Genomic DNA, 21,771 nt, shown 5'->3' with positions numbered 1-21,771 from the left:
ATGTGACCTTCTTTCGTGTTGGTTTCTCAGAAGAAAAGGACTGGGCTATTTTCATAAAAGTTCAGAGCCATTTCATTTTAATTTTTACCAAAATAGAAAAAGCCACTTTAATGATTAGTCGTCAAGTCACCTCGATCAAAACCTTATCTCATCAAAAAAAAGCCGCGATTATAGCGGCCTTTAAAGAGATGATGTTCTTGCACCCAACAGCACAGAGTTTTCCTCCATTGTCTAATGACACAACTGTTCGCTGTTGGTCTTCTTAATTGCTACGAGGTAAAACGTCTCGTCTAAAATGGTAATCGGTGTCATAGCGGCTCGAATGATTTCTGCGTCTGAGTTATTACCTTTCATAACGTACTGAGCCGCAGTTCAAAAAAATACTGTACAATCGGATGCTTTAACTTCATCTTCTCGGTCATGTTTAAAATTCGTTTTTTTCCAACCCGTCTGTCAACCAAAGCTAGGATATTCAATAAGATTTCGTTGCTCTCTAAGCTTTCCTCTATAGAAGTGGATAAAAATCTATTAGCTACAACAATAAAATTGGATTTACTTAATGATGACTGCGCTGACAAAAGATCCTTTGCATATTCCGATATTTTTCTACTTCTTGCTATTACTTTTAAGCGATCCTCCGGAACACTCCCATTGGTATCTTTTCTGATAGCATCGATATCTTCGTTATTGATAGGAATCTGGATCGTTGCATCATTCTTAATTTCCAACTCGGTTTGATACCATCTGATGAAGGTATCACTCATATTCAGTACGTTTTTTTTATCTACAGCCATATAACAAAGTCCTGCTTTATCAGGTAAATAGCGGTAGCTGGTTGAGAGGTATTCGACCCTTCCATATAACGCAGGACTGAGAAAACTCTCCAGTTGTTGCTTCAATTTGCTCCAGGCCATTTCATCCTCCGTTAGATCAATCATTTGAGCTCTTTAACTTTTATTGCAACTTGGGATTTTGTTTTATAGAAAATTCAAATTCATCCATATCCCGATCGGCCTTAGATTGGTTGCACGTATTGCATGCGCAGACGCAATTATCAGGAGTTGTATGCCCACCTTTGGCACGAGGCAGCATGTGATCAATCGTATCCCCGTATTGTCCGCAGAAGCGGCACGTATATTGGTCTCGCTCCAGAATAAGCCTGCGGAATTCCTTATTGCTATATAAACGGCGAATCGTGTGCCGATTCATAACGACTGCAGCCCGCTCCTTCACTAACGTTATGGCTAGCACGGGATCGATCTCTTGATGCCACTTGCGTCCGTTGTCCGTTTTGCCGCGCATATGGATGAAGCCCCTCCGATTCGGCATCAAGCCGATGGCCTTCATATCCCTTATCAGAGCCCTTTTGTTGACGATCGGTTCTTCCATAATCGCAGCAGATTGTATATTCTTATTGACGACTGTCTTCAATGTATCTGCTGTCTTTGCCTTTGAACGCCGCCTTCTTCTCTTCTTCTTGGCAGGTGCAATATCGACGCTTTCGTCCGTCTTGCTTGTTTCAGCAATCCCTATTTCCAGCAGGGTTCTGTCGTCGGCTTGTTCCCGGCGGTTCTTCCGGCAAGCTATGCAAGCCCCACGGTATGAAACCGCCCCTCTGCTTTTGCCTGTCCTTCGCTTAAATTCCGAGAGCGGCCTCCGGCATGCACAGTAGGTGCATAGCTTGGTCGGCGCGGTATCGTCCTCTGTTTGTTGCGGCGGATTTCCGTTTGTGCCGCTCAAATCCTGTTGTATCTGTACCGTATCCAGCTCAAGCACTGGTCTCGTATGACTACGCAATCTCCCCTTACTTCCCATCCTGGCTTGTCAGCCCCACTTTCATAGTATTGACCTTATCATACCACATCTCCACCGAATTAAAGAGCCGGACTAATACTCGCGCATTCCTCTTATCAAAATTGCGTACAAACTGAAATTCATTTTTACTTTGTGATATTAATCACATATTTAACCTTTCGTGCATGGTAAATTAAAGGTGTAGAAAGGAAGCACACAATGTAATGGAAAGGATGGTATCACATGAAAACACAAAAACGATCCCGTTCTTGGCTGAGTTAGATAACATTTTTTAGCTGACCTTGTGAAAAAATTCACCACTTAAAATGAGGAGATGATTATCATGTTAGGTAAATGGTTTAGAGAAAATAAATATGCAGCAGGTATCCTACTTTTCATACGTTTGTATATGGGATATGAATGGCTCACTCACGGATGGCAAAAGTTAACCGGCGGATTTACTGCCGAAGGATTCTTAAATAATGCGATTACTAAACCGGTGATCGATAAAGCAACCAATGAACTTGTTTATCCGACGTTCACCGCATTCATTCAACATTTTGCCCTGCCGAATGTTAAAATAGTTAACTATGCAATTCCGCTAGGCGAATTCTTAGTAGGTCTTGGTTTGATTCTCGGTGCATTGACTACAGCCGCAGCATTCTTCGGACTTCTCATGAACTTCATGTTCATGTTCGCGGGTACCGTAAGCACGAACCCTTGGTTCATTCTTATCGGCGGGATCCTGTTCATGGCTGGAGCAAATACCGGCAAATTCGGTTTAGACTACTACCTGATGCCGTACCTGCGCAAGCTGTTCACGCATAAGAAAGATGACGCCAATCGCACAGCAGGAACGGGAACAAAGCATAAGCCTGCACATGCCTAACCCGTAACAGGATGAGCAAGAAGGATCCGCTAGTGCGGATCCTTTTTTTACATCATAATTGGAGGTGTTCCGAAACCTCATACTGAATAAAATTCAAATCATTAAATTGGACGGTGTAACTTATTTGGTGTCATGGAATCTCCCCATAACAATCGTGTTGTAGTATTTACCGTCGAAAAGAATTTTGTCTTTAGTTAGTATGCCTTCGATTTCAAAGCCAAGCCTTTTATATAGTTCAATAGCTTTAGAATTGGTTTCCAAGACGTTCAGCGTTATCTTCTTGATCTCATTGGAGTCAGCCCATGCTATAGACTCTTTTAGCAGATTTTTACCGATCCCATATCCCCAGAAGTCTTTAAGTACGCCTACACCAAATTCAACCTTATGAGAGAATCTCTTAAGGTAAGTTCCTTCGCATCTCGAAAAGCCGACAATTCGTTCATTAGCGACAGCAACCAAAAATAAGTTTCTTGGACTGATCGCATCCGTATGTATTAATTGTTCGAATCCTGCTGGATCAATGAAAGCTTCTCCCCTTTCTCTATCCAGATACTCCGTCTCTCCATCAATTTGTAGTCTTAGTTCAGACAAATCTTTCGCATCTGTTTCGACAGAAGATCTAATGGTGTAGGTCTGTCCATTCACATGAAATTCTTTATTGCTGATTATCATCTATTTGCCTCCTATAAACAATCTTCCATTCATCATCCAGCGACACAATAAAGCCCCCCTTGCAGCAGCAGGTTTATATTAATTCACCTGTCTACCTTAAGGGGAGCATATCAGCGCGGCAAACTGCTCTTTTATAGCCCTTCACAGAACCTGCTGTAATTCCATCTATAAACTTCCTTTGGAACATAATATATATCACAATAATAGGGACAATTACAATTGATACCCCTGCTGTGAATTCGTTACAACCATCTATTTGAGAAGCATCCATCAACTCATCCGGTAAATCTCTGAAAAAGGTACGCATCCTTATGGACAATCTCAGCGATGTCGACTCCGATGAAGAAGATCAAGATGACCAGCTACCACGGTGTCTTCACTCAGCTATCGTGCATTTCAAAACTTAATTTCTCAAGAATTCTTGTTTCCATTGTTTCAATTGCTTCTTCCCATTGGATTTTTCCCCGCACAGCTCGTTCCATTTCACTTCTAACAATACTTCCAGCCATATTCTCATAGGGGCTTTGCGGATTTGCCCAGCCTTTTTTTATACCTTGAAACACCCATTCCATGTTATTTTCTGAGAAATTCGGATTATCCTGTCCATAATTCGCCTCGTATTTTCTGTCAGATAAGGAAGAGAATCGACCAATGCTAGAAAGATACAGTTGGAATTCTTCCGACACTAAATAAGATATGACTTCAAACGCCTCTTCCCTATGTTCGGAGCTAGGATGTAAGGTTAAAAACCATCCATAATCACTTAATGACGGAACTATAAGGTGATTATAAATCTTTGGGAAACGTACGGCTCCTAACTTAAACGGAAGCTTTTGGCTGAACATCTCAGGGGAGTCTATGGACATTGCAACAGTTCCATTTCGACGGAATGCCCTACCATAAACGAATATACGTTCATCGGTATCTTGAACATTCCCCGGTATCCCATAAGCAACTTTTATTATGCGGAAATATTCGTTACAGTCACTATCCCGAAGTTTTGGTCGGTGTGTTTCAGGATCAAGAAACCTTATTCCCAGCTGCATTTTTAATAAAGAATAATCCCCAATGTCTAATCCGCAATAAGGTATACCATCGATTGTTCCAGTTACTTTTGCTGCTAAAGTTATTACATCGTCCCACGTCATTTCATGTTCGGGAACTGGGACATGAAACTTCGCAAATATATGTTCATTATAAAAAAGTGCATGCGTATAATTTGTTCCTACAGCAAAGGGTAGACCATATATTCGTTTTTCATTGGAAACCGACTTAAGTAAACTTGGTATAAAGGATTCAAGTTTGACATCAGAATTATTCAAAAAAGGTGTTAGTTCATAATCCTTTTTCTTAAAAGCCGGTACATCACTAATATCAATTCGGATATCAAGACCTGTACGATATTCCCAAGCTCCCCAGGCTTCCGCAGAAGTATATCCTCCCGAGTCCTGTACATGTGAAAACATGAATTCTGGAAATTTTTTCCTAAGCTTCGATGCGATCACTGACTCGAACTCATGGTCATACCATTTAGAACTAAAAATAATTGTTTTCTTCATCGCACAACCTCCTATATATTGGAAATGGCATCGCCTCCACAGTTTAGAACATATGTTCCCTTTGGTAAATAGGGCATTATTATCTTATACTATCTATTTTTACAGCCCCTAGCGTAACGAGGCTGCCAACTATCGTTCAAGTTAGCGTAACCTCTGAACTCTTCACCACTTGTATTCCATCAAATCGGCATGTCTCAAGATCTACACCATCAGAACAAAAGCCCAAAACCGTTCAAAAAACGGTTTTGGGCTTCATGCCATTATTATTGAATCTTGTAAGGCAGTTTGAACGTCCACAGGAGCGTTCCGTTATCTGACGATTTGCTGTCGATGCCGAAGTCGTTATCATTCGTAATAACCAGTGTGTCATCGTTGACAAGCGAAACCCCTTCGATTTTCTCAAACGGGAATTTAAAGCTTACCGCATCCAGCACTGTCCATTTTTTCACTGGCAAAATGCTCGCCGTTTTCAAATCCTGTACGCTCATTTGTTCGAGGGTTTTACCTGCGGCGGCCACTGTGTCGAACTTGCCAAGGATATTCGTAGCGCTGGACAGATCAACTTGGTAGATCCGCTTCAGTTGAGCTTTATCTCCGGAGAATTTATCGCGCTCGTCGATCAGGAGTGTATTTTCGTTCACTGCCACCATGTCGGAGATCACGATATCGCCTTGAGCCAAATTCTTAAATTGGCTTGCATTTTCAAGCATGTAAGCAAATTCTGCTACCGGCTGCAGCGTAGTCAGATCAAATTTGATAATCCGTACTTGGCGGGAGTTGTCCATTGCCTTGTCCGGGTTGCGAAGTGCATTTTGCATCGCCATGAACATATACTTGCCGTCTGGCGTGATGCCTACAGCTTCCGCACCTCGGTTTTGACGAAGCTTATTGTACACATCCGGCAAGTTTTCGTGCGCAGGCACAAGCGGTGTAGCTGCCTGTGCGGACCAGCCTTTCGGTACAATACGCTCGATAATTGTGCCGTCACGCTTCACGTGAACGATGGAAGGACCGTACTCGTCGGAGATCCAGAACGTGTCGTCTTTCGGATTGTAAGCAAGGCCTTCAATATCTAAACCGTAAGGATCGTAGGACAGTTCTTTCTCGCCTTTGGCGTCATATGGCGCTTCGTCGCGGCCTTTGATGTTCGGCAATCCGGTAATTGCGCTTGTTCCCGAAACCGGATCGTTGCCGGACAGCTTCAGAGGCCATTTGTCCAAAATTTTGATCTCGCCGCTGCTCACTTCAATTTTATAAATCGTTGGCGTATAACTTGCAATCGGGAATGTGCGAAGGGTTTTACCGTTCACGTCAATTTGACCATTCGGACCGCGGTCCGCCGTCGTATAGAATACATTATCAGGATCACCAGGAAGGTGCGTCAGAGAAGAGCCTACGCCCATTTTGATGCCTTCGGCAAGGTCCGGTGCTTTGAGCTCGTATTTCCCGGTCAAGACAGGCTTGTCCGTCAGAGATACGCTTTCGCGGAACTCGTCCCAATCTACATATTTGCCGGTCGCTTCAGCAAGTGCACGGACAGGCAGATACAAACTTCCATCGATATTCACAGCCGGCGTGCTCGGCATTACCGCTTGGCCATTATTGGCATATGTAATTTGCTCGGATGTTTCACCGCTTTTGGTTGCGGCAGAAGCAGCTCCCGTTACCGCCACGCTTAGCGCGAGCAGTATCGATGTATTGGCGATCCACTTTTTCATTTCTCTAATGAACTCCCTTCGATTATAACGAATAATTGGTAACATGATATTTATATCAAAGGAATGTTAGAGGAAATATCTTATAATAATAAGGTTTTGTAAATTGTCGATTAGTCGATTGATTTTCGCCTCATACGCGTATAGCTAAAAAACTTTCGAGCTTATCTTGCAGTAAATCATCACTCATGTTCTCTATATCAAATTGTGAAATTTTGATTAATGCAGATGTAGTTAAATGTTCTTCTCACCCGACATCATCTGCAAAATTATATAGGTTTAAAGCCTGCTCGATGATGGGATTAAACTTGGCATCAAAATACCTGTGTACCTTAAGGGGAGCCTATTGGCCGCGCCTGTTTAATCTTTGATTTCCCATTGAGGATTCCATACGACTTCCCACAAATGCCCGTCTGGATCTTGGAAGTAACCCGAGTATCCGCCCCAAAATGTGCTGTGAGCTGGAACTGTAATTACCGCGCCAGCTTTCTGAGCTTGTTCCATGACTGTATCAACTTCCTCTTTGGTTCCTACATTATGACCTATCGTGAATTCCGTAGGACTTGTCATGGTTGGATTAAGTTTGGTATCAAACGCAATATCTTTGCGTTTCCAAATCGCCATTCTTAAGCCTTCCTGCAGCTCGAAGAACGCAACGGCACCATGCTCAAATTCTGTACCAACTATACCTTCCGTCAGAAATCCAAGTCCATCCCGATAAAACTTCAATGCCCTTTCTAAATCATCTACACCCAAAGTTAATACTGTAATTCTTGGCTTCATAAAATTACCTCCGGACTCATGACATGATTAAGCTGCCTGTTCGTTCAACGATTTATCTGGTAGAGGATGTCATAAGTTCAAGCTCTCTTTTTGTTTCGGGATGGACTACTATGCTATCTGTAAGGTTTAGAGTAGACTCTTTTACTTTTCCACCCCATCTCCTTGAAAAGGAACGCCAGTCACATACCATTTCAATTACATACTTCTTTGGCATGGGCAATGCCTCTTTGGTGTTAGGGTTAATAACCCAATACTCCCAATGGTGCTTATTCTTACGCTGGTGACGAAGCCAAGCGTACTTCCATTTAAGCTCCTCCTCTATGTCCAAAGGTTTTCCGGAATAAAATTTCTTTGCGTAGGGAAAGAACTCAGCTGGTGAAAACTTCGAAAAGTCATGAATAACTCCTTGAACGTATAAGCCCTCCTTCCAACATTCAATCAACACGTTGGTTTTGTGATTCAGGATATATAAGAAGTATTTCCAATAAGCTTTCATCATCGTATATATCTCTCCTCTCAAGAATAAGAGAACAAAAAAGAATCCCACCTCCAAGAACAATGTCCTGGGGCGAGATTGAGCATTTGTCTAATATTACCAGCTAAACATTGAGTTTGTAAATAGACTAATTTTCATCCCACAACCTTCTCAAATTGCTCATGCCGATCCGTGAACCCAATTCGCAATCTTCCATTCCCTCGAATTCCACGGTAACATAGCCGTCATAACCGGAGCTTTTGATCAGCTTAATAATTTCCCTGATTTCAATATCTCCCTGGCCGATGATCGCACCTCTTAAGTAATTCCCGTTTGCCGTACGGAACCAATTGCCTTCCCCCGGATTTTGGAAATAGGGTCTGAAATAAAAGTCTTTAAAATGTATGAGCGAAGCGTAAGGCAGGTTTTTGCGCACCCCGACAAGCGGAGCTTCATCCACGCACATGAAGTTGCCTACATCCAGCGTCGTTTTGAAATTAGGACGATTGACTTCGAGCAGTACGCGCTGTACCCGGTCGCTCGCTTGGACGGAGAAGCCGTGATTTTCTATCGTTGTCGTAATGCCGAATGCCGCCGCGTAATCAGCAATGATTTGGCTGCCGCGAACAATAAGGGGTAAGCTGTTTTCAAAATATTGGATCGTCATTTTCTCCGGAGGCAGTGTAAACGCAGTAACATCATGGCGCATATGCCGCATGCCCAATCGATGCACCAGATCAACGTGCTGCTTGACGCGGTTCATTTCCGCTTCAAACTCCGCCTCGGACTCCTGTACGAAATTTGCGGGAATGGAATAGTTGGACAGCTCGATGCCGGCCGTCTTCGCCTTATCCCTGAGCGCATCCGCAAGCTCAAGGTTATCAACAAGCGTATAGCCGTACGGAACAAGCTCCAGATGCTCGCCGCCGTTGTCTTTCACCCACTGAACGGCATCCAGAATGGTCATTTTCTCTGCTTTCAGCGCCTGCAGTAAACTATACGAGCTTAGGCCGATTTTCATCTTCCTACCTCCTAGTATGATTTTGGATAGCCCACATGGTGGAAGCTCAGTCCTTGGAGTACTGCTTCTTGATCGCTTTCCGTGATCTCCACCATAACGCCTCGGACCTTGACGGCCGGGACACGAATAATCGCTTTATGGCCTATATGCTGTCCCTCATAGATGGTCACGGGCCGCCGTGATTTGGCAGTGATGATAGTAATCCGGAAGCCTCTTACATTCTCACCTGCAGTTAGATCTTCTTGAAGCACAATGTGGTCGAGCAGCTGCGGTTCATCCATCTCATAGACCCATGTATTTCCCCTTCTTTCACATTGCGCAAGCGTAGCGAAAGGGCTCTCAACCAGCCTGCGAATCTCCGAACCGAATGCCAATAGTCTCTTCGCGTCAATCTCAGGAAGCAATCCATTTCGATCCGGCCCGATATTAAGCAGCAGGTTCGCTCCTCGGCCAACGGAATGATAATAAATCCCCATTAGCTCTTCTACACTCTTCAGCGTATGTTCATCGCTATCGCTGTAAAACCAATTCTTCCGCATCTGAACATCGCATTCCGCGGGCAGCCATAAGCGGTCTCCCAGCTGCTGCTCTTTCTTCTCGGTCAGGATGGAGAACTCTGTCGAGTCAACCACATTCCAGCATGGAACAGGAGCAATGCCGTCCTCGTTGCCGACCCACCGGAAATCAGGATCCCCCATATTGAAAATTAAAATATGAGGCTGCATGCGGCGAATTTCACCAATAATACGATGCCAATCGTACGAATGGCCTTCTGAGCCGCAACCGTCAAACCAAAGGATGTCGATCTCTCCGTAATTGGTCAAGAGCTCCGTAATTTGATTGACGAAATAATCGTCGTAGGCTTTCGCATCCTGGGTGTAGAAGTCGGCTGAACCATCATACGGTGAATAGTACAAGCCTGGCTTCACATCATATTTTCGGCAAGCATGAACAAATTCGCGAATGACATCCCCGCTTCCTGCCTTCCATGGGGACGCTGCCACAGTAAATTGGCTGTAGCTGGATGGCCAGTTCGAGAAGCCGTCATGGTGCTTGGCCGTTAACACGGCGTAGTTCATACCGGCTTCCTTCGCTGTCCGAATCCACTGCTCGCAGTCGAGCAGAACGGGATTGAAAGCTGCGGGATCCATGCGCCTTTCATCGAAGTCGACATAACCTTCATAGAACGTGCGCAGCCCGAAGTGAAGAAATAATCCGAATTCCCAACTTTGATAGGCAAGCTGTTTCGCCGAGGGCTTTAATTTCTGAACAAGATTCATTGGCTTCATCCTTCCTTATCCGGTTTACTTTTTGGCAACTGCCTTCTGATAAATTTCTATATATTTGTTAACCTGCAGGCCATCAAACCCTTTTACATAACTGTCCCATTCTTTCTCGATGTCTTTGCTTCCCGTAATGAACTGCGCCATGTTGGACTTGATGTAATCGCGGATCGTCGTTTTCAACTGTGCCGCAATTTCCGCATCTTCCAATGCAATGAACACGCTGGGCGGATACATCACCTTCGATTGGTACGGTTCATATTTCGCGGACTCACGCTTCAAACGAACTTCGTATGCGCCTTCAGCGAGCGGATCCTGCAAGGCTGCCCACGAATCGCGATATTGGAATGTGCGGAGAGACGGGCCGATCTGCTCCCAACCATCGTTGTGCGTCGTCTTGGTTTCGGCTTGCGGAATGATCGCATATTTCGCCGGCTTGCCGTTCATATCCAGCTCGCCGTCCTTCGCTTTGCGCCATCCTTTGCCTTCGGGACCGCGCTCTTCAAGTACGATTGCTTCTTCTGTATACAAGTAATCTGCCATTCGAATAGCAGCAATTTGCTGGTCTGCGGTCGCCTTATTCGTAATCGCCATCTGCGAGCTGCCAATTCCGGCGAAATAGCCGGCTTGCTGTACACCGTTCGGTCCTTTGAGCGGAGGTACGGTAACATATTCTTTATGGCGCGGATGCTTCTCGTCCGGTGAATGCGCATAGCTGATCAAGGCCGTCGTGATTCCGCCCATCACATTCGCGTCCTGGCGGTTACCCAGCTGCTGAATCGCATCGGAATTTTGCGTAAATGAAGCCGGATCAATCAGACCTTCCTTATACAGCTTGTTCAGGTAGATCAGCCCTTGCTTCCATTCTGCCTTATTCGCAACCAGATCCACTTTGCCGTCCTTTAACTGAAGGAAAGTCCCGCTGTCTTTATCAATCTGATCGTCGATGATGAACGCATTCATCAAGAAGGATGCAATGTTTCCGGCCCACATGTCGTCGGAGCCGGTAAGCGGAATTTCGTCCTTTTTCCCATTCCCGTTCGGATCTTTCTCCTTAAATGCTTTGAGCACTTCATAGAACTCATCCGTTGTCGCCGGCATTTTCAGTCCGAGCTTATCCAGCCAAGCCTGGTTAATCCACAGCTTTTGAGCGTAATTACAGTGGTAGCACTCATTCACTTGAGGCAGTGCATAGATGTTGCCGTCCGGTGAGGTGATGGAGCTTTTCAAGTACGGCAGATCAACCATCGCTTTCATGAAATTAGGAGCATATTGCTCAATCAAATTGTTCAGCGGAATGAATACGCCTTGCTTGCCGTATTTCATCTGCTCGTCTTTGGTTAATGCCCCTTGCAGAATCACTTCCGGATAATCGCCGCTTGCCAGCATCAGCTGCTTGCGGTCGTTTAACGCTTTGTCGGGTACAAGGTCCCATTTGATTTGGATATTCGTTTTCTCCTGCAAATATTTCGTGAAAGAGTTGGTTTCCATATTCTCGATGCTGGCGAGCTGCGGTGCAAACATCTTAATGGTCATCGGCTTCTTAACAATCGGAAATTGGCCCACCGGTGTGAATACATCGCTTGCGGCCGGCGCGGCTCCTGAAGGCGTGCTCTCTGTGGAAGAGCCCGAATCCGTACTGCAGGCGCTCAAGACGAGCGAAAAGCAAAGTGCGACCCCCATCGTGCCGGTGTATGATTTTTTCCAATTTGTCATCATAACGACTCCTCCCTTTTTATCGAAACAAGTCCTTTTACCCTTTCAATGAACCGATCATGACACCTTTCACGAAATGCTTCTGTACGAATGGATAAATGATTAAGACGGGCGCGCTTGCAACCACGATAAGCGAATACTTGAGCAGATCCTTCAAGCCTTGTTGAGCCAGCATCTGGTCAACTTTGGACACCATGGTCGGATCTATGGTATTCAGAATTAGAATGTTGCGCAGCACGATCTGCAGAGGGAACAAGTTCGGTGATTTCAGAAAAATCAGCGCATCGAAGTAGGCATTCCAATGCCCTACTGCATACATCAATGTCAGCACAGCCAGGATCGGCTTGGAGAGCGGCAGCACGACACTCGTCATGAATCGGATGTCGCTGCAGCCGTCAAGCTCAGCCGCTTCCGCAATCTCGTCGGGAATCGTCGTTTGGAAAAAGGTGCGGGCAACAATAACTTGAAACACAGCCATAGCTCCCGGCAAAATCATGGCCCAACGCGTGTCGAGTAAATGCAGGTTTTTGACCACGAGATAGAACGGGATAAGCCCTCCCTCGAACATCATCGTAATGACAAGAAGCACCATAATGAAATTGCGGCCGTAGAATGTTTTTTTGGCGATTGGATAGGCAAGCATGACGGTTAAAGCGACGTTAATTATCGTTCCTGCTACCGCATAAATAAGCGAGTTCGTGTAACCGGTTACGATTTGCGGGTTGCGGAACACCGCTTTGTAGCCTTCAAGCGTTACATCGACGGGAAACAGCCATACTTTGCCGGAAACGACCGCTTGCGGCGAGCTAAACGATGAGGAAACGATGAAAATGAGCGGAAACAGGACGGCAATCAGAACCGCCGACAGAAACGTGTATATCCCCATCAAAAAGAGCCGATCGCCCTGCGTTTCGCGAATTCTTGATGATTTAATCATATAAATGCCTCCTTCCTGCAGTCTCGGGCGCAAGCTGCTACCACAAGCTTGAACTGGACAGCTTTCTGGCGATGTAGTTGACACTCACCAGCAGGATCAGATTGACGACCGAATTGAAGAAACCGATGGCAGCCGAGAAGCTGAAGCTGGAACTGAGCAGCCCCACCTTGTATACGTAGGTTGAAATAACTTCCGACGTACTGACGTTGAGAGGATTTTGCATCAAATAAATTTTCTCGAAGCCAAGCTTCATAATGTTCCCCAGATTCAAGATAAGCAGGATGACGGAAACCGGAATGAGGCTGGGAATATCGATATGAATAATTTTCTGCATGCGGGATGAGCCGTCTACTTTTGCGGATTCGTACAGTTCAGGATTAACTCCGGATAAAGCGGCAATGTAAATAATGGCTCCATAACCTGTATATTGCCATACATCCGACCAGACATAGATCGATTTGAACAAGCTGGGAATGCCCATGAAGTTGGTGTTGTCCACGCCGAGCATCTGCAGAAACTTGCTGATAATGCCAACGTTCGGCGACAAGGTGACGATGAGAATAGACACCATGATGACCGTCGAAATAAAGTAAGGCGCGTAAGTAATCATCTGAACGCTGCTTTTGAAGAACCCGTTGCGTATTTCATTCAAAGCGAGTGCCAGCAAGATCGGAGCCGGAAAGCCGACAAGCAGACCATACAGACTGATGCCCAGCGTGTTCTTCATGTACATCCAAAAATTCGGCGACTCGAAAAATTGTTCGAAATATTTCAAACCGACCCACGGGCTGCCCCAAATGCCTTTGATGACGTTGTAGTCTTTGAAAGCAATGACGACACCAGCCATAGGAATATACTTGAAAATAATCAAATACAGCAGCGGCAAACATACAACCAGATATAACTGCCAGTGACGCTTCATCTTTTTCCCAACGACGCTTAAGGAGGATTTGCTGTGCGCGAGAGGTACGGATGCACTTATTTCCTTTTGCATGCTTGACATATGCTCCTTCTCCTTTCGTGTTTGTTAGTGATTGCGCTTTCACAATTTCATCGTAGTATGCGGAATAAGGCCGCTGCAAGAAACAAGAATCGTGGCCTTAACCATTTTCGCATGGCTTGAAAAAGCGCGCAGCTCCGGTAATTCCCCGGAGCTGCCGCTAAATAAGCAGGATACAATTGCTGTGTAAACAGGTTCAGCAAACTATTTTCTACGGCTTAACCAAATTCACCCGATCTGTCTGCGAGCCGCTTCTTCACGAAATTCGCTTGGCGAGCATCCAACCACTTTCTTAAACACCCGGCTGAATGAAATCGCGCTTGTATATCCGACCTGCTCCGCAACCTCTTGCATTGAAGCCAGCGATTCGCTGAGAAGTCGCCGCGCAACCTGCATACGGATATCAATCAGGAAATCCACGAACTTCTGTCCGGTCTCTTCCTTAAACAGCTTGCTTACATATTTGCTATTAATGTTAAAGGTCGAACTCAGATAGTCGAGCGACATGTTCGGATTGGCGTATTCCTCCTCGATGAATTTCCGCATGTCACGGATGGTAGCTGCGTGCAGCCGTTTGTCCTGCGCTTCCAGCAAGCCTGTATATAGACCGTTCAACACGATTAGAGATTCTTCCCGCATTTGGTCCAGAGAATGGCTGTCATCGATGACTTTGCTAAGCTTGGGTAAGCCGTCCCGCGCCCATATTTCTTGAATCTCTTTGGCCATACCGGCCATTTCGCGTCCCAAATAATAAATGAAATAATTCATCAGGTTCTTAATTTCATCTTTGGTCAAGAGCCAAAGCTTCATTTCACTAAAAAGCTCCTCAAATTTCGTCTGCCAGTCATCCTCGAGAAGTCTGAACGATTGAATAATGGAACGGATTGTATTCAGGTGCGAAAACACCTCGGCTTGACCATGATTGGCGATATGTTCGCCGGTAATCAGCCTGTTTTCGCCCAGCACAATTTTATATTTAAGCGCCCGAAGCGCTTCTTTATACGAATTTGCAACGCTGGAAAGCTCTGCGACCTGTTCACCGATGCCAACCGTAACCGTAAACTTTAGATTATCCTGAGCCCACATCCGAACGTTTTCGAAAAGCTCAAGTATCGTGGAAATGCTGGCTTCATCCCCGCTATCGACGAATGCCATCACGCTGAGCTGATAGGCTGAAGTCCACTCCGTCCATAGCACGAGCTCATAGTTCGGAGCAAGCTCCTGAATAACGCTGCGCAGTGCGAATTTAAGCAGATTCTGATCTTTGCGTGAGTATTGACAACAAAAGTCGCTATATTTGTCCAATTCAATGACCAGAACGATCTGTCTGTCTGAAGCGTACGGCAGCTGCAAGCTGCTTGTTTCTTCCATCCATTCGTCATGCGTTAAACCCGTGTCACCTTCGATAAGCTGATGAAACAAATATTTCGTGCGAAGATGCCTGTCCTCTTCATGCTTCTGTTGGTATTGATTCGATTGTTCAATAATATTGGACAGCGCCGATTCGATGAACGAGAATTCATCTGCCCCCTCTTTCGATGTTGGAAGCCGGTATCCGCGGATGCGCGCCACAATCTGTTCCAGCGGCTTCGAGTTGCGTCTGGTTACGTACAGCATCCATACCAATCCAACCAGAATCATCGCGATTCCGATGATAAACCATACATTATAGAGTGAGGAGATGACATGAAACACCTTGCTGTTAACAAGTCCGCTTTGATAAGTCCAGCCGGTATAGCTCGAGACATAATTGGAGAATATCTTTGTTTCCTCTGCTTGACTTAAGCCGCTAAACAGATTATGACCCGCAGAGTCCCGAATCCCGATATAGCTTGTATCCGAATCGTAGAGGTCGGCGATACTGTTCTGCAAAGAATCGGTCGCCACATTGACGACGATCATCCCTTTCTCACCAGTAATGAATGGCGCTCCCCGCACTAGACTGACGACGGGCTTGCTGCCTTTCACAGAAAACTGCTCAAAGCTTCTTACACCCGACCATTGCTTGGATACAAGCGGATCCATGGACCGTCTAATGAACGGTTCGTCCTTATAGTTACTAAGCTGGTCGCTGGTCGCATTGCTGAGCACGAAATTGTCTTCATAACGCACCAAATAAATCGAATCAATCATGGGGTACGAGGAGATCATATCCCGCATTTCTTTTACCGCGCTGATGTTGATGGAAATGTTATTTTTCGCATCATAATTGAAGAAATTAGTCAATTCTTTATTGTTAATCGTTTCCATCATCACCATGTTGTCAATCGCTTTCAGGGAGGTGTCGATCAGGCGCATGGCCTGTAAGGACAGCATTTTGTTCGCGTTAAGCGCCTCTTTGCGGCTCTGTTCGCTTAGCATCTGGAAAAAGACGAAAAATGTAAACGTTACCACGATGATGAAAATGGGCATATAGGAAAGCAGCAGCCGGTTAAATAATGTTTTCCTCATGTTCAGCCTCCACCTATGAACGTGATTGTAACGGGAGAAAGCCCCTTACTTTGTTTACACTTTATTCCACAGATTGTTACGAAATCCTCCCCGTTACTGTAATAGAAACAGGGAGCAGTTGCCGGTGCGGCGAACTACTCCCCTACTCATTAACTAACGATCGACGTAAGCTTATTATTCATGTAGTAATACTGCTGGATAATCCACCAAGATGGAATGGTGGCAAACGGTCTGCAAATCGCGCCATGTTTGATTAATGAGCGTATGCTGCATCGTTGCGCCTAAGCCTAAGTATGGGAAAAGCTGCTGTGCTGACGAGTATGCGGTCTTTGCAGCTTTTTTGCATTGCGCCCCGATGTCGCTCCACGCTTCTTCCGTTAACTTCTCGCCGGCAAGGTGGCGAGCCCATGAATCTTCGATGGTGTTATAGAAGAGCAGCTTTTGTTCCTGTAAGCGGCGAGTTGCCTCCTCTAACTGGGCTTTAAGGAACGGCGAACGTGCCGGGTTCGAACGATCCCAAGTTTCCTTGTACCTGTCTATCAATAGCTTCGTTTCAGCTAAGAAATGCCTGCCTATCCCGATTGCAACAGCGGTGAAAGAAGCCTCGGCGAACGTCTGAAACGGATAGCGATAGATCGGATGATCATGGAATGTGCTGTGAAAAACATTGAAAGCCAGATGCTCCGGCACGAAAGCATCCGATACGGTTGTGGTGTGGCTCGCTGTCGCCCTAAGGCCGAAAGCGTCCCAATCTTCCTTCACTCTTACCTGATCCGGCTGAAGAACGAAAGCAAGAACCTCTTGCACAGCTGGATTACTGGGGTCATCAACCTTACAAGTCGCGGTAAAGATCGTTGCATATAGCGATCCACTGTTATAGTTCCAGGAACCATTCAATAAATAGCCCCCCTCGACTTTTCGGGCGGTACCGGATGGGTGGCCGCTTCCAGCGATTACGGCATCCTTTCGCTTGAACAAATCGGCCGCCGTGGAGGACGGGAAGCAGGCATAGAAATAATTCCCGCCGGAGCCGATCGTTACGGCCCAACCGAAGCTTCCATTGATCCACGAGGCTTGTTCAAAGATACGGAGCGCCTGCGGCAGTTCCGTCATGGTGCCGTCGACCTCTTCGGGCAGGAATAGCTTGAACAGTTTGTGATCGTATATGTGTTGCAGTGCTTCCCCGCTAATAACCCCAGCTTGTTCCATGTCAAAGGAGGCATCTCTTAAGGATCGGACAAATTCAGAATGAAAAAGCTCCATCGTGTGACACCTCTCGTGTTTCCGTTTTACGAACCTTTAGAGATGGCTCTTGATTTGGTCAATGAGCGCCTCATATTGTTCCTCAGTTAAAAGAAGATTGGCAGATGGGTTCATTTCAAACATTTTCCCCCACGTATAGCCATCTTTATATTTCGGTACGATGTGAAAATGGACATGCGGCATCGTATCGCCAAAAGCACCGTAGTTAATTTTATCCGGCTGGAACGCTTTTTCAATGGCTGCTGCCGCTTGGGCTACATCGCGCATATAAGCATCCTGCTTGTCCTGCGACAGATGAAAAAACTCCGTTTCATGCTCGTTCAGAGCGACAATACAGCGCCCCCGGTACGTTTGCTCCCGAAACAAATACAAGGTTGATACACGTAACTGGCCGATTTCGATCATGAGATTATTCAGTGCTTCATTTTTACTACAATAATTGCAAATTGAACTCATGTCTGACACTCCTGTTCGATTGTAAATGGTATAAGTTGGACTGCTACACTATCATATCACATCCAAGCACGAAACTCAGTTCACATGCACACCGCAAATATAAAAAGAAACCGCTCCTTTTGGAGCGGTTCCTATGCGATCAATTACCTTCTTATTTGTTATTCTGAGCCTTGTAATTTTTGATAAACTCGTCTTCAACGGCCTTGCCGCCCTGGTCCATGTACTGTTGAACCAATGATTTGTACAGGCCTTCCACTTCTGCAGGTTTAGCAACAATTAGTTTTGCGAGCATTTGTGCTGAAAGATTTTTGAGCGCTGCTATGTTTTTGGCATCAGCCGCATTCGGTATGGAGTAGAAGTAATTAGCATAATAGTCCACCATACCTACCTTCAAAGCGTTCTCTGCATCCTTTTCATAACCGGGATAGCCTGTCGAAATGGCTGCATCATTCTTTTTCTGATCGCCAAGCTCGATACCGTTTGATAGGATATCATAGTCAAGGTTGTTAGCAACAGTCATCATTTTATCGCCTGAATTTGTCGTACCTGTCTGTTTAGGAACTCCGTTAACCATGTTGTAGTCCACGCCTTCCTGACCGTTCTGGAGGAAGAGGGTTACCTTAGGGTCACTCATCCAGTTGAGATACTGGATGGCAAGGTCAACATTTTTACTTGTTTTAGGGATGATGATATACATACCATTCGGGCTGTACCCGTTCTTAGGATGTTTGCCTGCATCATTCTGCCATGGATCGATCGGAATAAGCTGAGCACCAGGAACATTTTTGACCAGGTTGGTATAAGTACCGGGAGCTGTTCGGTACGGTCCATCCCAGTTCGTCTGGAATGCGCCGACTTTTCCGTTGGAAATATCTGCGTCCAGCAGTTTTCCATCCTTGTCAGTTGCGAAGTTCGGGCTAATCAAGCCTGCATTATACAACTTGTTGACATATTGCACAGCTTTATCAAATCCCGGCATGCTCCAGTTAGCCAACCAGATGGATTGCGGCTGAAGTGTAGCAAACTGTTCTTCCGTAAGGTTAGATGGTTTAAAGGCTTCCGGTATTAAGCTTAAACCGGGATTTAAAGGCTGCAGGGAATAACCGTAAGGAATGACACCGCTTACATTTCCGGGATTCTTCTCTTTGAAAGCAACCATGGTATCATAGAACTGTTGTGGTGTCGTAGGAACGGGAAGACCCAATTTATCGAGCCAGTCTTTGCGGATAAAAGTATTAGAACCTGCCAGAACCGTCCTCTTGCCTGGTACAGAATACTGTTTGCCATTAAATTTGCCATACTTTAACACATCATCGCCAAGATACTTTGTGAGAACAGGTCCATACTGCTTGAGAACTGAATCAAGCTCTGCCAAGCCGCCCTGCTGTACATAATTATAGACAACACCCTGGTTGTACGTGAAGGTAATGTCAGGTGCCTGGCCAGCCGCCATCAATACGTTCAACTTGTCTACTTCCTGCGCTCTGGGAACGGAAACAAATTTTACTGTGGCATTAAACTGCTTACCGAAATTATCGTTAATATACTTTGTCCAGTAGTTATTATTCAAATCAGGCTGTCCGGGTTTACCCCTGTCGAAAACTTCGACTGTTAATGTTCGATGTTCTTTGCTAGCGCCTGCTGTAGCAGCAGCTTGTGTGGCACTTGCGGTGCTTGTGGCGCTTGTGCCGGTTGACGAATTGCTCGTGCAAGCGGACAATGTAGACGCAATTAGTAGGCCTGCCAAAGAAAAACAGATAGATCTTCCTTTCTTTACCTTCAAAGAACCCATCTCCTTTTTTAATTTAAAATCGTATATAAACTCGCGAAACAGATCCATAGTCCATTTCACAAACCCATATCAACCTTTAACGGCGCCAATCATAATGCCCGATACAAAATATTTCTGGAGCCACGGATACACGAGAAGAATCGGAACTGTACCAAACATAATACTTGCCGCTTTCAATGCCTCTGAAGGCAGATTTACAATGAGATTCTCGCCGGACATTTGCTGCGAAAGATTGATAACGTTATACAGCTTAAGCTGTATCGTATAAAATTTCTGGTCCGTAATGTAGAAAAGAGCATCCTGGAAATAATTCCACCGGAATACGGCATATAGTAAACTGACTGTGGCAAGTGCCGGCTTAGAAAGAGGCAGTACGATCTTAAGCAGAATCTGCAGTTCGTTGCATCCGTCCAGGTGTGCAGCTTCCTCCAGACTATCAGGCAAGCTCTGAAAGAACGATTTCAATATGATCATGTAGTATACGCTCATCATCCCCGGGAGAATCAGTGCCAATGGCGTGTCCAAAAGGTTCAGACTCTTGACATTCAGATAGTCCGGAATTAACCCGCCGCTAAAATACATGGTAAACAGCATCACTAACAATAAAATATTTCTGCCCTTGAGTCTTTTTTTGGTCAGCGGGTACGCCGCCAATATGGTAACGGTCAATGAAATGAGAACGAACACACCTGTCAGAAGCACCGTGTAGAACAATGAGTACAACATACCCGCATCGCCGAATACAACTTTATAGGCTTCTATATTAAAGTCTATGGGATAGATGGTCACAGCCTGGGAAATAATCGCCTGATTAGAGCTAAGTGATTGGGAAAGAATATAGAGAAAAGGAACCAGGCAAACAAAAACCGAAATTAAAACAACTGATGCTGCTGTATAGTCTATAACTCTATTCTTCAAAGTTTGTGACATTGTCCATACCTCCTCACCATATTCCGTTTTCTCCTAATTTACGGGAAATAAAATTAGAGGTTACCAAAAATATTAAGCAAATAACAGATTGGAACAGGCCGACAGCTGCGCCGATTGAAAAGTTCGCAGATTGAATGCCTACACGATAAACATAGGTGCTGATCACGTCACCAAAATCCATCACAAGGTTGTTTTGAATATTGAATGGTCGGTCGAAGTTAATAGCCATAATATTTCCGAGCTGCAGGATCAGAAGAATTACAATGGTTGGTCGGATACCTGGCAGTGTAATATGCCATATCTTCCTGAATCTCCCTGCCCCATCTGCGTCTGCAGCTTCATACAATTGCTTGTCAATTCCCGTCATAGCGGCAAGATACAGAATTGTCCCCCACCCTGCGTTCTGCCATACGCCAATTAAAGAATAAGTTGCAACCCATACATATTTGTTCGTGAGGAACGGTAACGATGGCCCGCCCATATCGCTAATTAAGGAATTTAACATACCTGTGGGAGAGAGCAGCTGAGCAACAATTCCACCGATAATTACCCAAGAAAGGAAATGCGGCAGATACAAGATGGTCTGGCTTATCTTCTTGAACTTATTCCATACCAGTTCATTGAGTAAAATGGCTAGAACAATCGGCGCTGGAAATCCCAAAATCAAATCCAAACAGTTCAGCATCAACGTGTTTCTAACCACCTGATAGAATTGTGGTGATGAAAAAATTTGCTTGAATGTTTCAAAGTTATTCCACGGACTCATGTTCACGCCCTGAAAAATGTTGTAATCCTTAAAAGCAATCTGTATGCCATACATAGGTGCATATTTAAATGTCACTATATATGCAATCGGGATAAGCAGCATCAGGTAAAGCAAATAATCAAGTTTTATGTAATACAACAACCCCTTCTTTTTTTGCTGCCGTATGCCAACGCTCTCCTTCTTATCCAGAGCAACACTACTGTTCATTGCCTGCATAGATTACAACCTCCATTTCACTGGTTTCTCTTCCGAGTAGGCCATCTGTATCA

At 45.2% G+C, this 21,771-nt stretch carries 20 protein-coding genes; 2 read left to right on the top strand and 18 right to left on the bottom strand.

The features are described from left to right. Window positions 1-2: 2 nt before the first annotated feature. On the top strand, window positions 3-266 hold the full coding sequence (locus J2X61_RS05745; RefSeq protein ID WP_310186535.1) for a hypothetical protein: 264 nt from the start codon (window positions 3-5) through the stop codon (window positions 264-266). 84 nt (window positions 267-350) lie between these two features. Here the strand turns inward: J2X61_RS05745 and J2X61_RS05740 are convergent, their stop codons facing one another. Both J2X61_RS05740 and J2X61_RS05735 read right to left on the bottom strand, forming a co-directional pair. Further along, window positions 351-914, bottom strand: a complete 564-nt coding sequence (locus J2X61_RS05740; RefSeq protein ID WP_310186761.1) for an SF0329 family protein — start codon at window positions 912-914, stop codon at window positions 351-353. A 40-nt stretch (window positions 915-954) separates the two neighbouring features. Then, the gene (locus J2X61_RS05735; RefSeq protein ID WP_310186533.1) at window positions 955-1,776 is read right to left on the bottom strand and encodes an HNH endonuclease; all 822 of its coding nucleotides are present in this window, start codon (window positions 1,774-1,776) and stop codon (window positions 955-957) included. 361 nt (window positions 1,777-2,137) lie between these two features. Here J2X61_RS05735 and J2X61_RS05730 point away from each other — a divergent pair, with 361 nt between their 5' ends. After that, window positions 2,138-2,683 carry a DoxX family protein gene (locus tag J2X61_RS05730; protein ID WP_310186531.1) on the top strand — a complete coding sequence of 182 codons (546 nt, stop codon included), beginning with the start codon at window positions 2,138-2,140 and terminating at the stop codon, window positions 2,681-2,683. Window positions 2,684-2,803: 120 nt separating this feature from the next. Here J2X61_RS05730 and J2X61_RS05725 read toward each other — a convergent pair whose 3' ends face one another. The 16 genes from J2X61_RS05725 to J2X61_RS05650 all read right to left on the bottom strand — a co-directional run bounded on the left by J2X61_RS05725 (window position 2,804) and on the right by J2X61_RS05650 (window position 21,718). Then, window positions 2,804-3,355: a GNAT family N-acetyltransferase gene (locus tag J2X61_RS05725; protein WP_310186530.1), complete on the bottom strand. Its 552-nt coding sequence runs from the start codon at window positions 3,353-3,355 to the stop codon at window positions 2,804-2,806. Between the two features lie 380 nt (window positions 3,356-3,735). After that, entirely contained in the window at window positions 3,736-4,914 is a 1,179-nt protein-coding gene (locus J2X61_RS05720; protein ID WP_310186528.1) for an ABC transporter substrate-binding protein, read from the bottom strand. A 263-nt stretch (window positions 4,915-5,177) separates the two neighbouring features. Beyond that, a complete protein-coding gene (locus J2X61_RS05715; RefSeq protein WP_274469107.1) occupies window positions 5,178-6,632 on the bottom strand; it encodes an esterase-like activity of phytase family protein in 1,455 nt (484 codons plus the stop codon). 357 nt (window positions 6,633-6,989) lie between these two features. Continuing rightward, complete coding sequence (locus tag J2X61_RS05710; RefSeq protein WP_274469106.1) at window positions 6,990-7,412, bottom strand: VOC family protein; 423 nt, start codon at window positions 7,410-7,412, stop codon at window positions 6,990-6,992. A 52-nt stretch (window positions 7,413-7,464) separates the two neighbouring features. Then, a complete protein-coding gene (locus J2X61_RS05705; RefSeq protein ID WP_310186522.1) occupies window positions 7,465-7,911 on the bottom strand; it encodes a DUF5662 family protein in 447 nt (148 codons plus the stop codon). Window positions 7,912-8,035: 124 nt separating this feature from the next. Continuing rightward, window positions 8,036-8,908, bottom strand: a complete 873-nt coding sequence (locus tag J2X61_RS05700) for a sugar phosphate isomerase/epimerase family protein (RefSeq protein WP_310186521.1) — start codon at window positions 8,906-8,908, stop codon at window positions 8,036-8,038. Between the two features lie 11 nt (window positions 8,909-8,919). Further along, window positions 8,920-10,197 carry an alpha-L-fucosidase gene (locus J2X61_RS05695; RefSeq protein WP_310186520.1) on the bottom strand — a complete coding sequence of 426 codons (1,278 nt, stop codon included), beginning with the start codon at window positions 10,195-10,197 and terminating at the stop codon, window positions 8,920-8,922. A gap of 15 nt (window positions 10,198-10,212) precedes the next feature. Beyond that, the gene (locus J2X61_RS05690) at window positions 10,213-11,910 is read right to left on the bottom strand and encodes an ABC transporter substrate-binding protein (protein ID WP_310186518.1); all 1,698 of its coding nucleotides are present in this window, start codon (window positions 11,908-11,910) and stop codon (window positions 10,213-10,215) included. Between the two features lie 34 nt (window positions 11,911-11,944). Next, a complete protein-coding gene (locus J2X61_RS05685) occupies window positions 11,945-12,844 on the bottom strand; it encodes a carbohydrate ABC transporter permease (protein ID WP_274469102.1) in 900 nt (299 codons plus the stop codon). Window positions 12,845-12,881: 37 nt separating this feature from the next. Then, window positions 12,882-13,766 carry an ABC transporter permease gene (locus J2X61_RS05680; RefSeq protein WP_379239805.1) on the bottom strand — a complete coding sequence of 295 codons (885 nt, stop codon included), beginning with the start codon at window positions 13,764-13,766 and terminating at the stop codon, window positions 12,882-12,884. Between the two features lie 306 nt (window positions 13,767-14,072). Beyond that, entirely contained in the window at window positions 14,073-16,295 is a 2,223-nt protein-coding gene (locus tag J2X61_RS05675; RefSeq protein ID WP_274469100.1) for a helix-turn-helix domain-containing protein, read from the bottom strand. A gap of 174 nt (window positions 16,296-16,469) precedes the next feature. Continuing rightward, window positions 16,470-17,504, bottom strand: coding sequence for an acyl-CoA dehydrogenase family protein (locus J2X61_RS05670; RefSeq protein WP_310186516.1), 1,035 nt, complete (start codon window positions 17,502-17,504; stop codon window positions 16,470-16,472). 90 nt (window positions 17,505-17,594) lie between these two features. Next, on the bottom strand, window positions 17,595-18,014 hold the full coding sequence (locus J2X61_RS05665) for an HIT family protein (RefSeq protein ID WP_274469097.1): 420 nt from the start codon (window positions 18,012-18,014) through the stop codon (window positions 17,595-17,597). 151 nt (window positions 18,015-18,165) lie between these two features. Continuing rightward, complete coding sequence (locus J2X61_RS05660) at window positions 18,166-19,866, bottom strand: extracellular solute-binding protein (protein WP_310186512.1); 1,701 nt, start codon at window positions 19,864-19,866, stop codon at window positions 18,166-18,168. Between the two features lie 9 nt (window positions 19,867-19,875). After that, complete coding sequence (locus J2X61_RS05655) at window positions 19,876-20,736, bottom strand: carbohydrate ABC transporter permease (protein ID WP_310186511.1); 861 nt, start codon at window positions 20,734-20,736, stop codon at window positions 19,876-19,878. Between the two features lie 13 nt (window positions 20,737-20,749). Continuing rightward, window positions 20,750-21,718, bottom strand: a complete 969-nt coding sequence (locus J2X61_RS05650) for an ABC transporter permease (protein WP_274469093.1) — start codon at window positions 21,716-21,718, stop codon at window positions 20,750-20,752. Window positions 21,719-21,771: the final 53 nt, after the last annotated feature.

This window comes from Bacillus sp. 3255, from assembly GCF_031456485.1.
Classification (GTDB): Bacteria; Bacillota; Bacilli; order Paenibacillales; family NBRC-103111; genus Paenibacillus_E.
This window is presented reverse-complemented; position numbering and strand designations above follow the sequence as displayed.

Bases quoted from the DNA above. Each gene is read 5' to 3' on its own strand.
- J2X61_RS05715 (WP_274469107.1), bottom strand. From the start codon at position 6,632: ATGAAAAAGTGGATCGCCAATACATCGATACTGCTCGCGCTAAGCGTG.
- J2X61_RS05685 (WP_274469102.1), bottom strand. From the start codon at position 12,844: ATGATTAAATCATCAAGAATTCGCGAAACGCAGGGCGATCGGCTCTTT.
- J2X61_RS05700 (WP_310186521.1), bottom strand. From the start codon at position 8,908: ATGAAAATCGGCCTAAGCTCGTATAGTTTACTGCAGGCGCTGAAAGCA.
- J2X61_RS05690 (WP_310186518.1), bottom strand. From the start codon at position 11,910: ATGATGACAAATTGGAAAAAATCATACACCGGCACGATGGGGGTCGCA.
- J2X61_RS05740 (WP_310186761.1), bottom strand. From the start codon at position 914: ATGGCCTGGAGCAAATTGAAGCAACAACTGGAGAGTTTTCTCAGTCCT.
- J2X61_RS05665 (WP_274469097.1), bottom strand. From the start codon at position 18,014: ATGAGTTCAATTTGCAATTATTGTAGTAAAAATGAAGCACTGAATAAT.
- J2X61_RS05725 (WP_310186530.1), bottom strand. From the start codon at position 3,355: ATGATAATCAGCAATAAAGAATTTCATGTGAATGGACAGACCTACACC.
- J2X61_RS05710 (WP_274469106.1), bottom strand. From the start codon at position 7,412: ATGAAGCCAAGAATTACAGTATTAACTTTGGGTGTAGATGATTTAGAA.
- J2X61_RS05680 (WP_379239805.1), bottom strand. From the start codon at position 13,766: ATGAAGCGTCACTGGCAGTTATATCTGGTTGTATGTTTGCCGCTGCTG.
- J2X61_RS05650 (WP_274469093.1), bottom strand. From the start codon at position 21,718: ATGCAGGCAATGAACAGTAGTGTTGCTCTGGATAAGAAGGAGAGCGTT.
- J2X61_RS05705 (WP_310186522.1), bottom strand. From the start codon at position 7,911: ATGATGAAAGCTTATTGGAAATACTTCTTATATATCCTGAATCACAAA.
- J2X61_RS05720 (WP_310186528.1), bottom strand. From the start codon at position 4,914: ATGAAGAAAACAATTATTTTTAGTTCTAAATGGTATGACCATGAGTTC.
- J2X61_RS05695 (WP_310186520.1), bottom strand. From the start codon at position 10,197: ATGAAGCCAATGAATCTTGTTCAGAAATTAAAGCCCTCGGCGAAACAG.
- J2X61_RS05675 (WP_274469100.1), bottom strand. From the start codon at position 16,295: ATGAGGAAAACATTATTTAACCGGCTGCTGCTTTCCTATATGCCCATT.
- J2X61_RS05655 (WP_310186511.1), bottom strand. From the start codon at position 20,736: ATGTCACAAACTTTGAAGAATAGAGTTATAGACTATACAGCAGCATCA.
- J2X61_RS05730 (WP_310186531.1), top strand. From the start codon at position 2,138: ATGTTAGGTAAATGGTTTAGAGAAAATAAATATGCAGCAGGTATCCTA.
- J2X61_RS05670 (WP_310186516.1), bottom strand. From the start codon at position 17,504: ATGGAACAAGCTGGGGTTATTAGCGGGGAAGCACTGCAACACATATAC.